A 12,289-nucleotide genomic window follows, 5' to 3' on the forward strand; every position below is an offset into this window, starting at 1 on the left:
CATGACTCGCGCCAGAATGGGGAGACGCGGCGACATGGGGACGCGGGGACGCGGGGACACGGAGACACGGGGACACGGAGACGCGGAGACGCGGCGATACGGCGATGCGGAGACTCTGACACTCTGAAAAGCAACACCTGCGTCATTCATATCGGGGTCTTCCGAGTCAAGGTCGGGTTTAGATTATCAGGACGAGCGATGCCAGCGCCAGGACCAGAATGACAGCGAACATGGCGACAATTGGCCACTCGTCCTTTTCGGCGTAGTAACCGGGGCTGACGATGACGGTGTAGAACAACATGCCGATAGCGACCAGATAAAGCCACTGGCTCCAACTTTGGCCGGTGAGCAGGCCGACGCTTCCGGCTACCAGGGCAATGGCCGTGACAAACTCGGCGTCGTAGCCGGGACTGACCTGGGTCGCCCGCACGAGGGACGGTTGCCATCCACGAATGACCTGCGCGCAATTCGTGCATTCGTGGCCCCGTTCGTGGACGGCGGGCTCAAGCATTCTTCTCGGATCGGCTGCTGCCGTGCCTCCCGGCACGCCTGCTGGCGTGGCGTAGCGTCGCAATGACTTGGCGATAGGGGGACGCTGCGACACTCCGACATTCTGACATTCCGAACTCTGTCTTGCCGGTTTTCACTTGACTCAGAAACGATTTCGTGCTAAATTTCCGTTATCGGACACACCAGTTGAACCAGCAGCTGTTTTCTCACCAAACGCTCAATCCGCTTGATCCGATTTTCTGCCCGTCCATCAGAAGGCGCCTTCTGTTGATCACCTCCAGAGAACGAGTGAATTTAGCGCTTACTCACCGCCAGCCAGACCGGGTTCCCCTGGATCTGGCAGGAAGTGTTGTGACCGGCATGGCGGCCAGTGCGGTCTATCAACTGCGTCAGGCGTTGGGTCTGGATGAGCCCGGTACACCGGTCAAGGTCATCGAGCCGTATCAGATGTTGGGCGAGGTCAAGGCCGATCTGATGGAGGTGCTGGGGGTGGACGTGGTTCCGTTGCAGGGAAACAGGACGATTTTCGGTTTTCGCAATGTGGACTGGAAACCGTGGACGACCTTTGATGGCGCTCCGGTGCTGGTTCCCGGTGGCTTCAATACCGAGCCGCAAGAAAACGGCGATATCATGATGTATCCGGAGGGGGACAGATCGGTAGCGCCCAGCGGACGGATGCCCAAAGGGGGCTGGTACTTCGATGCCATCATCCGCCAGCCGTTTATCGACGATGACAATCTGAACGTCGAGGATAATCTCGAGGAATTCGGTCCCATTTCCGATGAAGACCTCGAATATCTCCGCGCTGAGGCAGAGCGGCTGTACACAAGCACCGATAAGGCGCTGCTGGCCAATTTCGGCGGCACTGGTTTTGGCGACATTGCTCTCGTTCCGGCCCCCTGGCTCAAGGATCCCCGCGGTATTCGCGATGTGGAGGAATGGTACATCAGCACCATTGCGCGACGCGACTACGTCTATCAGGTGTTCGAGCGGCAATGCGAGATCGGGCTGGAGAATTTGACACGCATCCATGAGGTTGTGGGCGAAAATGTGACAGCCATCATCGTCACCGCTACCGATTTCGGCATGCAGCGCGGCTGTTTCATCTCACCTCGGTCCTATCGGGACCTCTACGCACCTTTCCACCGTGAAGTTAACAGCTGGATCCATGCCAACACCAGCTGGAAAACATTCATTCATTCCTGCGGCTCTATCATGCCGCTCATCGACGACTTCATCGAGGTCGGATTCGATATTCTCAACCCGGTTCAAACCTCGGCGGCCAACATGCAGCCGCAGGAGTTGAAGCAGCGGTTTGGCGAGCGCATCACCTTTTGGGGCGGCGGCGTGGACACGCAGCAGACCTTTCCAAATGGCTCGCCCGATGAGGTGCGCCGCGAAGTGCGCGAGCGCATCGAGGTTTTCGGTGAAGGTGGCGGCTTTGTGTTCAATACCATTCACAATGTTCAGGCCAACGTGCCTGTCGAAAACATCGTCGCCATGTACGAGACGGTACGAGGCGACGATTCCTACTAATTGGAGGCAGTCAGACATTATCTGGACAATCCCTTCCTCATCAAGGATATGGTCGAAACAAATCAACGCCGCTCCATCGAGGGATTATTCAGGTAAGTTCTGTCTTGATGATTTACCTAACTCTTTCAACCCATCTCACCCATCAAATGGAGGACAGGAACCATGACTACCGAAAAGAAATCTCGAAAAGAGATTAGCATGCGTGTTGCCTTGACGTTCATGGCAGTTGCTGCTGTCGTGATCATTCTGGCGGGCTGCGCCGCGCCTATTGTGCCTGCCGCAGCGCCGGCCGCGGCACCAGATACAGCCGCGGAACCGGCGGAACAGGAAGGCCCGAAACGAAAGGTCATCTTCGTCACTCACGACCTCAATCCTTTCTTCATCCCTGCCATCATCGGCCTGAAGGACTTTGGCGAGATGGCGGGGTGGGAGACCGAGTTCATTGGGCCAACCATCCATGACACCCAGGGGACCATCGAGTACCAGTACAATGCTCTAGCGGCCCAACCCGACGCTGTCGGATTCACTGCTGTGGATAGCGATGCATTCCTGGATCCTATTCGCCAGGCGCAAGAGGCAGGTATTCCCGTAGTTCTCTTCAACACCCGGGCGCCTGGAGTGAAAGAGGAAACCGGCGTGGCCTATGTCGGGCAGGATTTCGTCCAGGCCGGGCATATCGCCGGCTATGAGCTGGGCAAGTACATCACCGAACACACTGGCAAAACGGAAGGCCTGGTCGTACAACCCATCATCGCTCCCGGCCACTTCGCCCTGGAGACCCGCAACAGCGCCGGCACCGAAGGCCTGCAACGCTACAACGAGGAATTCGGCACCAACTTCACCACCGAGGCGCTGGCAACTACCACTGAACCAGACCAGGCGATGGCCGACTTCGAGGCCAAGTGGGCAGCCGACGGCGACAAGATCGTAGGCTGGTTGGCCGCCGACTTCACCCACACCTTCGTCGGTGATTGGGCCAAGAAGAATGACCTGGTAGGTCAATTTGCCGTGGGCGGCTACGACCTGCTTGACGCCACCATGACGAATATCAAGGATGGCTCCGTCGACTTCTCCATCGGCCAGAATCCCTATGGCCAGGGTTTCCTCACTGCCGCCCTGATCTTCCAGCAATTGGAGCGAGGTTATCCCGCCAGCGACATCGATACCGGCGCCGAACTCATCGATGCATCGACCATCGATGCCGTTATCGAGCGCGAAACGCTGTGGAAAGAAGCCGGCCAGGAGCTTGGTTTCGACCTTGAAACCGGCGGCTAAGGCGCATTGAAGTCCCATCTATCGCGCCACGATCCGGTGCCGTAGCAGACAGAGCCCCATGCATAACCTTCAGGCCAGTTTACACCGTCGCGTGATGACAGGTATCGCAACTGAACCTGGTTGGTTTGCATGGGGTTTGCCTATAGCTTTCGATTGACGATAGCGATGGAGGTTGGAAAACCTGTGACCGACAACAACCGCAGACCTTTTCTCGAATTGCGAGGTATTGAAAAGCACTTTGGCCATGTGAAAGCACTGCAAGGCGTTGATTTCGATATCGCTGAAGCGGAAGTCATCGCTCTTGTTGGCGACAATGGCGCCGGCAAATCGACTCTCATCAAGGTTATTTCCGGCGCCCATCAACCCGACGCCGGTGAGATTCGCATCGACGGACAGCCCGTTGAGTTTCACAACCCAAGGGATGCATTGGAGGCGGGCATCGCGACAGTCTATCAAGACCTGGCTTTGGTGGATCAGCGGGATGTTGCCTCGAATATCTTTCTTGGGCGAGAGCTGACGCGAGGGTTGGTGCTCGATAAAAAGAAGATGGTCGAGGAAACAGGCCGGGTTTTAAACGAACTGCGCAGCGACATCCCCTCGGTGCACACAGAAGTCGGCATGCTTTCGGGCGGCCAGCGACAGGCCGTCGCCATCGCGCGGGCGCTCAACCAACGCCAGGGTATGCGGATGATCATCATGGATGAACCGGTCGCAGCCCTGGGCATCGAGGAAACGCGTAAGGTTTTGCGGCTGATTGCCCGCTTGAAGTCGCAGGGATTCGCCATCATCGTCATCAGCCACAATCTGGAACATATATTCTCTGTAGCGGATCGAATCGTCGTGTTACGGAGAGGCAGGCTGGTGGGCATTCGCCAGCGAGAAGAGGTCACCGCAACCGAGATCGTTCATCTCATCGTCGGCGCCGAGTTTTCCTAGAACGAATCAGGTGATGATATGAATCAAGACCCGGAAAAGCTTATCGATCATCAAGAAGTCGATGCACTTTTGGATGATTTGGGCGCAGATGCTGAGGATAAGACAATCGCGGAGGATTCCTCCCGCTCCTCCTTTCTCAGGCGCGCGCGCGGGGCGAGTACGCTGATTGCGGCTCTTCTCATTTTCACAGGATTGTCGTTGGCGACTCCGCTATTCCTGACTGTTCCCAACGTGATGCTGGTGGCGCGGCAGATATCGATTCTGCAGATTATTGCCATCGGTATGACCTTTCTGTTCATTTCCAGGGAGATCGACCTGTCGGTTGGCTCCATCTATGGTTTTTTGGCGGTCGCTTTGGCAACGCTCATCGCCAAGAACTCGGTCGACCCCTGGATAGCAATGGGGTTGGTCGTGGTATTGGGCGGTTTCATCGGTTTCATAAACGGATTTGTGACAACGCAATTTGGCATTCCCTCCTTTATCGTCACGCTCGGCAGCTTGAGCATACTTAGAGGCGCAGCATTGTTGCTGAGCGGCGGCTGGCCCATCTCTCTCAAGCTGGCTGATGACCATTCCTTTCCCACGCTGACAGATGGGCGCCTTTTCGACACGGTACCGGCGCAGATTTTCTGGATGTTGGTTCTTACCATCGCAGCGGGGTTTTTGTTGCGTAAGACCAAGTTCGGCGCTCATGTTTTTGCTACCGGCGGCAATGAGGAGGCTGCCGTTCTTTCCGGCATTCCTACCAAGCGCGTCAAAACCCTCTGTTTCGTGATGACAGGCGCGCTGTGCGGTGTCGCCGCCGGGCTGCTTCTGGGCCAGGTCGGTAGCGGCTTTCCCCTCACCGGGCAGGGCCTCGAGCTGGATGTTATCGCAGCGGTCGTCATCGGCGGCACGCCACTGTGGGGCGGCTCCGGCAGCATCTTCGGCACCCTGCTCGGTTCAGCGATTATCGGCATGATCACGAATGGCCTGGTGCTGCTGGGCGCCAGCGCCTATTTGGAGCCTGTGGCCAAGGGCGCCATCATCGTTCTGGCGGTGCTGGCCGATACGCTCATCCGCCGCCGTGTTACGTAGCGATATCCACGCAACACTCATCTTGTTGACCGGGAGAACCAGCTATGCCTACGCTTGAGCCAGGAACTATCGTGCGGGTCTTGCAGGAGGATTGGGCCCCATTTCAGAATATCCGGCGCACAGTTCAGGCGTTCACAGAGCGAACCGGCGTCAAGGTTGAGGTTGTCCTGAGCGAGATCCCTGAGTTCTGGGAATTGATTGACCGCAGTTTCCGCCAGGATGAGCCACCTTTCGACCTCGTCGGCGCAGATGAGATCATGCTGATGCAGTATGCACGGGAAGGCATAGCGGAAGCTCTGGATGGCCTTGTCACTGCGGATGATTATGACTTGAGTGATTTTGAGCCGGCGGTTCTGGATGCGCTGAGTTACAAGGGGCGCCTGTATGGCCTGCCTTATGCCGCCGTCGCAAGTGTGCTCATCTACCGCCAGGACTTGTTTGAGCGCCACGGGTTTGAGGTGCCGCAGACGATGCAGCAGTTGACTGACACGGCACTCGCCATCCAGGAGGCAGTGCGTGCGGATGGGCAGGAGGAATTCTACGGTATTACCTTGCGGGGCGCTCCCAGTTGCGGATTGAATTTCTGGACGATTGGCTCTACCTGGGCGCCGGCCTGGAGCGTCAAATGGTACGACGACACAGGCAGACCCACTCTGGACACGCCCGAATTCCTGGCCGCTCTCGAAAACTATCTCGACCTGCTGCATCGCGCCGGCCCGCCGGAATCCTGGAAATTCGGCTTCGTCGAGTGCATGGATTGTTATCTCGGCGGCAAGGCGGCCATGGTGATTGAGCCTGCAAACGAAGCTTCGATGGTTTATGAACATGGCGGGCCGATTGCAGATGGAACCAGCACAGCGCTGGTCCCCGCTGGACCGCTGGGCACGCGCCATGCCGGACTCTATTGCCCTCCCTATGCAATCCCGGCGAAATCTCCAATGAAGGATGCGGCCTGGGAACTGGCCAGGTTGCTCTGTTCGGCGGAAGCTGTGCTGGATGACGCCCTGCGCAGCGGCATGGTCGAGGTTGCACGCAGGTCGGTGCTGGAAGATGAGCGATTCGTAGCTCGTTTCCCGGCCAATTTGGTGGAAACAACCCGAAACACGCGGGCGATCGCCCGCGCCGAGCGGCCAACACCGCGGCAGGGACTGCTCGTCGGAGATATCATCGGCGAGGAATGCGCCCTCGCCCTGGCCGGTGAACAGACTGCCCGCCAGGCCCTGCGACATGCTCAGCAGCGGGTCAGTGCTTTGGGCCCGCCGGATTAGTGATGAAATCTATTTCTGCGATACCAGGTTGCCGGGTGGAACATGGGGAATTTCGCGGCTGGAAGGCTGTTTATCTGCAGAATGGCCTGGTCACGGTAGCAGCGGTCCCCGACCTTGGCGGCCGTATCATGGCCTACGACCTGGGCGAATTTCCATATCTTTACGTTGAACGGGCGTTGGCAGGGAAGCTGTTTGGGGCAGAGGAGAATCTGGGCGACGGCTCGCTGGCAGCCTGGAAGAACTATGGCGGCGACAAGACCTGGCCCTCTCCCCAGGGTTGGGACAACGACGAGCAATGGCACGGCCCGCCCGACCCGATTCTTGACTCTGGCCGCTTTCAGGTGATCGACCTGACATCCACACCTGACTCGGCCGCCATCGAGATGGTCAGCCCGCCAGACCCCCGCACCGGCCTTCAGATCACGCGCCGCCTGACATTGCATCGGGGCAGCAGCCGCCTGACCCTGGACCTGTCCTTTACCAACATCTCGGATAGAAGGATTCGCTGGAGTATCTGGGATGTAGTGCAGCTGCGAGCCGAGCACGAGGCGTCGGATGGTTCGCTACAGCCCGACACTTCATGCGTCGTCACGGCCCCGCTCAATCCTGCCAGCCGTTTTCCCCGTGGTTTCTCCGTCATGTTCGGGTCGCAGGACAATCCACAATGGCAGGTTGAGCCTGAAACGGGATTGTTCGTCGGGCGCTACCTCAGCGAGATGGGAAAGGTGGGCATCGATTCCTCCGGTGGTTGGATTGCCTTCAGCAATGAGAGAGCAGGCTACACCTTTGCCGAGCGTTTTACCTACGACCCTGCGGCGGTATATCCTGACGACGGTGCCACAGTAGAGTGCTGGACGACCGGCAGAGGCGTTGTTGGCAATCTCAGCTTCGAGGACAGCCAGGTTTTCCACATGGAGACCGAGGTACTCAGCCCGCTTTTTACCTTCCAGCCAGGCCAGCGCCGCTCTTTCCGGATCGAATGGGGCGCGTGCCGCTTACCTGGTCGGGTGGTGGATGTGCAGCCGGGCGGATGCTCGTTCCAGGTCTTGAGCGTGCAAGGGGAAAATGGCGATTTTCGGGTAGGTGGCGTGTTCGGTGTGTTCGACTATGCAGAACTCAGTTTGGTCGGCAAGGATGAAACAGGGAATGAGAAATACAGAGTCTCACTGGGTAGTGTCAGCCCCCTGGAATCTGCGACGGTTGATTCGTCGCTGCCATTTTCCCTCGATGCGACAGTGTTGGAACTGCAAGCCACCGCCGTGAGCGACCGCCAGTCCCGTCTGCTGGCGAGCGTTCACCTGAAACAGGGTTGACGAAATGGCTGGCAAGTGATCTTTGAACGTATGCAAATGGAGAAATCATGAATTCCCGAGAACGTGTACAAACCGCACTCAACCACCAGGAACCTGACCGTGTCCCCTTCGACCTGGGGGGCACGCCCATGTCAGGCATGCACAGGATCGCTTACAAGAATCTGCGCGCCTACCTGGGCCTGCCCGAGGTCGAGATCAGGGTGGTGGACAGCATCCAGCAGTTGGCCGCCATCGACGATGACGTGGCCGACCTGCTGAAGATCGATATCCACAACGTGGCCCCTCGCTCATCCGCCAAGTACAATCTGGTCTACAGGGACGAGGGCGATTACACCGCCTATACCGATGAGTGGGGTATCGGTTGGCGCAGCCCCAAGAAGGGCGGCCTCTATTACGATATGTATTCCTGGCCGCTGGCACCCTTTGAAACGGCTGAGGAAATCGCCGCCAATTACACCTGGCCCGATGCCGGTGATCCCAACCGGTTTGCAGGCCTGCGGGAACGCGCCCTGGAGACCATTGAACAGGGCAAAGCGGTGGTGGTTGGTTCACTGTCAGCAGGCGTATCAGAAATGCATGCCTGGACCCGCGGCTTCGAGAAATACTTCACCGATTTCTATCTCTATCCTGATTTGGCTGAGTACATCATGGATCAAGTGGTCGAGCTGAAGATGATCTACTGGGAGAATGTATTCAATGAGATCGGCGATCTGGCGGATGTGGTGATCGAGGCGGACGACCTGGCCGGGCAAAAGAATCTCTTCTTCTCGCTTGATATGTATCGCCAGTACATCAAGCCGCGCCACACCAGGTTATTTTCCTTCATGAAGGCCCGCACCAACGCCAAGCTATTCTATCACTGTGATGGCGCGTTGCTGCCCCTTCTCTGGGATCTCAAGGAATCGGGCATCGATGTCCTCAATCCCTTGCAGAAGAGCGCCGCCGGTATCGACTACGACGCCATCAAAAAAGAATACGGCAATGATATCTCCTTTTGGGGGGCGGGCGTGGATACCCAGCGCGTGTTCGATCGCAGCACGCCGGAGGAAGTGCGCGAGGATACACGCCGCAACATCGAGATCATGGCCCCAGGCGGTGGATTCGTTTGCACGCCCATCCACAACACTCAGGCCACAGTATCACCTGAGAACTACATGGCCTTCTGGGAGACGCTGCAGGAAGAGGGCGTTTACTGAGGCGATGCGGTGATGAGGAGACACGCGCCAGCACGCTACGCCAGCAGGCGTGCCGAGAGGCAGCAAGCGGTGCGGGAGCTAGGCGGACCGAGAGGTCGGGACGCGGGGAACTTACCTCACACCGAAAGGTGCCCCTGTCGGGGCGGTACGTCGCCTGACTCACGCCGCAATTGCGCTGGCGCGCTCCAGACTGCGTTTCAGGTCCCCTTCTCCCTGCATGCAAACAAAGACGATCCGGACCCGCCTGCAGTTGATCGCGGCGGATCCGGATTGTTAGCTTGCCCGAACGACACGGTCACGTGGCGGTGAAATGTACGGGTAACCGGTTGCAGTTTGCTGCAGACTAGCTCCCACCGGCCAGCGTTGCCGCCATCTGGATCTCCGGCCCGGCCAGGGCTTTGGAGACGGGGCAGTTTTCCTTGGCCGCCAGGGCCAGCTCCTGCAGCTTGGCGTCGTCCAGGCCGGGTACATCGGCCACGGTGTCCAGTTCGATGAGGGTGATGGTGGGACCCTGGCGCAGGTGGACCTTGGCGGTGGTGGTGATGCTGTTTGGGGTGAAGCCCTCGTCGGTCAGCAGGGCGGAGAGGAACATGGAAAAACAGCCGGCATGGGCAGCGCCGATCAGTTCCTCCGGGTTGGTGCCTGGTTTTTCCTCGAAGCGCGTGGTGTAGGAATAGGCCACATCAAAGGCACCACTGCCACCTTTCATGGTGCCACTGCCCTCTTTCAGCGTACCGTTCCAAACCACGTGTGCTTTTCGAACTGCCATCTTTTTCCTCCATGAGTTGTGAGAGTCTGTCGGGCGGATGGTGATTACAAGGCAATCATCATCCGTTCATGGTTAATGGTAACATACTCGCCTAACAACCTCCTGATTACCGATTGCCGATCACTGCCCACTAACCCACTGTCCCCGGCTTGCGCCAGTTTGACCGGATCCTACTGGGCGCGCCGGATCACCGGCAAATGAATCTGTTTATCCAACTGCTGATTGACAAACACGCCACCACCTGTACCGGCGTAGATGGTGGAGGGTGTCATTGGGTCGATGGCCAGGGCCGAGACACCGAGAATGGTCAGGCCGTCGTTGATGGCATTCCAGCTCCCACCGCCGTTGATGCTTTTGAACACGCCGCCGCCGTAAGTCCCTGCAAAGAGCGTGGACGGCGTCACCGGATCGATCGCCAGGGCCATAACATTGGTAGAAGTCAGGCCGTCGTTGATGGCGCTCCAGCTCCCACCACCGTTGGTGCTTTTGAACACGCCGCCGCCGATAATCCCTGCATAGAGGGTGGAGGGCGTCGCCGGGTCGACGGCCAGGGCCATAACCATGGTGCCGGTCAGGCCGTCGTTGATGGCATTCCAGCTCCCACCGCCGTTGATGCTTTTGAACACGCCGCCGCCGGAAGTCCCAGCATAGAGGGTGGACGGCGTCACCGGATCGATCGCCAAGGCACGAACATTGGTAGAAGTCAGGCCGTCGTTGATGGCGCTCCAGCTCCCACCGCCGTTGATGCTTTTGAACACGCCGCCGCTGTAAGTCCCTGCATAGAGGGTGGACGGCGTCACCGGATCGATCGCCAGGGCCCAAACATCGGAAGAAGTCAGGCCGTCGTTGATGGCATTCCAGCTCCCACCGCCGTTGATGCTCTTGACTACGCCGCCGAGGCCAGTCCCAGCATAGAGGGTGGAGGGCGTCACCGGGTCGATGGCCAGGGCAAAAACAGTGGAAGAAGTCAGGCCGTCGTTGATGGCGCTCCAGCTCCCACCGCCGTTGATGCTCCTGTATATGCCGCCCCATGTTCCAGCATAGAGGGTGGAGGGCGTCGCCGGGTCGATGGCCAGAGTATTAATAGGGACAGAACCGGCCAGGCCGCTGTAGTGCCAGTTCCCGCCGCCGTTGATGCTCTTGTACACACCACCCCACAATGCCCCGGCATAGAGGGTGGTCGGTATCACCGGGTCGATGGCCAGGGAGTGAACTTCAACAGGCCGCCAGTTCAGACCGTTGTTGACGACATTCCAGCTCACGCCACTGTCGGTGCTCCGGTACACACCACCGAACCCTGCCCCAGCAAAAAGGGTGGAGGGCGTGGCCGGGTCGATGGCCAGAACATAAACAGTGGAAGTGATCAGGCCGGTGTTGACTGCGCTCCAGTTATCGCCGCCGTTGATGCTCTTGAAGACGCCACCACCTGTTCCGGCGTAGAGGGTGGTCGGCGTGGCCGGGTCGATGGCCAGAGCATAAACAGTGGAAGTGATCAGGCCGGTGTTGACTGCGCTCCAGTTATCGCCGCCATCGATGCTCTTGAAGACACCGCCGCCTTCTGTCGCTGCGAAAAGGGTGGAGGGCGTGGCCGGGTCGATCGCCAGGGCAAAAATACGAGTTGCGGTCAGGCCGGTGTTGACCGCGCTCCAGTTATCGCCGCTGTCGATGCTCTTAAAAACGCCACCGTATTCTGTCCCAGCGAAAAGGGTAGAGGGCGTCGCCGGGTCGATGACCAGGGCGTTAACACCTAAATGCCCGCCCAGACCGCTGCTGATGGAGCGCCAGTTTCCGCCGCCGGTGGTGCTCCTGTACATGCCGCCCCATGTTCCAGCATAGAGGGTGGTCGGCGTCGCCGGGTCGATGACCAGGGCCCTGATAATGGGATTGGTCAGGCCGGTGTTGTGCCAGTTATCGCCACCATTGGTGCTTTTGAACACGCCGCCGCCGGAAGTCCCAGCATAGAGGGTGGACGGCGTCACCGGATCGATCGCCAGGGCCCCAACAGTGGGAAAGGTCAGGCCATCATTGACCGCGTTCCAGTTCCCGCCGCCGTTGGTGCTCTTGAATACGCCGCCGGAAAATGCTCCGGCATAAAGGGTTGTCGGTGTTGCCGGATCAATTGCCAGGGTGGAAATAAAGTTGTAAAAAGGTCCAATACCGGTCCAAACATTGATCCCGGCGGAGGCAGTTCCCGCCTGGCCAGTGCTCACCAGGGCCAGAAGGCTGATAATAAGGACTATCCTGAATATGGATCGAGGTAGCATTTGGTTTCCCTCCGCTGTGCAATCCTTTTCACGTTGTATCGGTCAGTATATCCGAGGTGACATGGACTGTCAATTTGCCCCGCAGTATTGGCGCCGTTGATGCCGCGAGCGCAGGACGCGGGGACGCGGGGAGGGGGAGACATGG

Annotated in this window: 10 protein-coding genes; 7 read left to right on the forward strand and 3 right to left on the reverse strand. The window is 58.5% G+C overall.

From position 1 onward, the window contains the following. Window positions 1–178: 178 nt before the first annotated feature. Window positions 179–604, reverse strand: coding sequence for a hypothetical protein (locus tag U9R25_11805; protein MEA3336588.1), 426 nt, complete (start codon window positions 602–604; stop codon window positions 179–181). A 194-nt stretch (window positions 605–798) separates the two neighbouring features. Between U9R25_11805 and U9R25_11810 the strand changes: the two genes are divergently transcribed. The 7 genes from U9R25_11810 to U9R25_11840 all read left to right on the forward strand — a co-directional run bounded on the left by U9R25_11810 (window position 799) and on the right by U9R25_11840 (window position 9,111). Beyond that, complete coding sequence (locus U9R25_11810; GenBank protein MEA3336589.1) at window positions 799–2,046, forward strand: uroporphyrinogen decarboxylase family protein; 1,248 nt, start codon at window positions 799–801, stop codon at window positions 2,044–2,046. Between the two features lie 162 nt (window positions 2,047–2,208). Continuing rightward, entirely contained in the window at window positions 2,209–3,321 is a 1,113-nt protein-coding gene (locus tag U9R25_11815; GenBank protein MEA3336590.1) for a substrate-binding domain-containing protein, read from the forward strand. A 183-nt stretch (window positions 3,322–3,504) separates the two neighbouring features. After that, on the forward strand, window positions 3,505–4,257 hold the full coding sequence (locus U9R25_11820; GenBank protein MEA3336591.1) for an ATP-binding cassette domain-containing protein: 753 nt from the start codon (window positions 3,505–3,507) through the stop codon (window positions 4,255–4,257). An 18-nt stretch (window positions 4,258–4,275) separates the two neighbouring features. Continuing rightward, on the forward strand, window positions 4,276–5,334 hold the full coding sequence (locus tag U9R25_11825; GenBank protein ID MEA3336592.1) for an ABC transporter permease: 1,059 nt from the start codon (window positions 4,276–4,278) through the stop codon (window positions 5,332–5,334). Window positions 5,335–5,378: 44 nt separating this feature from the next. Further along, window positions 5,379–6,602 (forward strand): extracellular solute-binding protein, encoded by a 1,224-nt coding sequence (locus U9R25_11830; GenBank protein MEA3336593.1) that lies wholly within the window; start codon window positions 5,379–5,381, stop codon window positions 6,600–6,602. Between the two features lie 2 nt (window positions 6,603–6,604). Continuing rightward, entirely contained in the window at window positions 6,605–7,915 is a 1,311-nt protein-coding gene (locus tag U9R25_11835) for a DUF4380 domain-containing protein (protein MEA3336594.1), read from the forward strand. Window positions 7,916–7,962: 47 nt separating this feature from the next. Beyond that, a complete protein-coding gene (locus tag U9R25_11840; protein ID MEA3336595.1) occupies window positions 7,963–9,111 on the forward strand; it encodes a uroporphyrinogen decarboxylase family protein in 1,149 nt (382 codons plus the stop codon). A gap of 343 nt (window positions 9,112–9,454) precedes the next feature. Here U9R25_11840 and U9R25_11845 read toward each other — a convergent pair whose 3' ends face one another. Beyond that, the gene (locus U9R25_11845) at window positions 9,455–9,880 is read right to left on the reverse strand and encodes an OsmC family protein (GenBank protein ID MEA3336596.1); all 426 of its coding nucleotides are present in this window, start codon (window positions 9,878–9,880) and stop codon (window positions 9,455–9,457) included. Window positions 9,881–10,050: 170 nt separating this feature from the next. Beyond that, window positions 10,051–12,144 carry a hypothetical protein gene (locus U9R25_11850; protein MEA3336597.1) on the reverse strand — a complete coding sequence of 698 codons (2,094 nt, stop codon included), beginning with the start codon at window positions 12,142–12,144 and terminating at the stop codon, window positions 10,051–10,053. Window positions 12,145–12,289: the final 145 nt, after the last annotated feature.

Source organism: Chloroflexota bacterium (genome assembly GCA_034717495.1).
Classification (GTDB): Bacteria; Chloroflexota; Anaerolineae; order JAAEKA01; family JAAEKA01; genus JAYELL01.

Bases quoted from the DNA above. Each gene is read 5' to 3' on its own strand.
- U9R25_11815 (MEA3336590.1), top strand. From the start codon at position 2,209: ATGACTACCGAAAAGAAATCTCGAAAAGAGATTAGCATGCGTGTTGCC.
- U9R25_11825 (MEA3336592.1), top strand. From the start codon at position 4,276: ATGAATCAAGACCCGGAAAAGCTTATCGATCATCAAGAAGTCGATGCA.
- U9R25_11830 (MEA3336593.1), top strand. From the start codon at position 5,379: ATGCCTACGCTTGAGCCAGGAACTATCGTGCGGGTCTTGCAGGAGGAT.
- U9R25_11835 (MEA3336594.1), top strand. From the start codon at position 6,605: ATGAAATCTATTTCTGCGATACCAGGTTGCCGGGTGGAACATGGGGAA.
- U9R25_11840 (MEA3336595.1), top strand. From the start codon at position 7,963: ATGAATTCCCGAGAACGTGTACAAACCGCACTCAACCACCAGGAACCT.
- U9R25_11845 (MEA3336596.1), bottom strand. From the start codon at position 9,880: ATGGCAGTTCGAAAAGCACACGTGGTTTGGAACGGTACGCTGAAAGAG.
- U9R25_11850 (MEA3336597.1), bottom strand. From the start codon at position 12,144: ATGCTACCTCGATCCATATTCAGGATAGTCCTTATTATCAGCCTTCTG.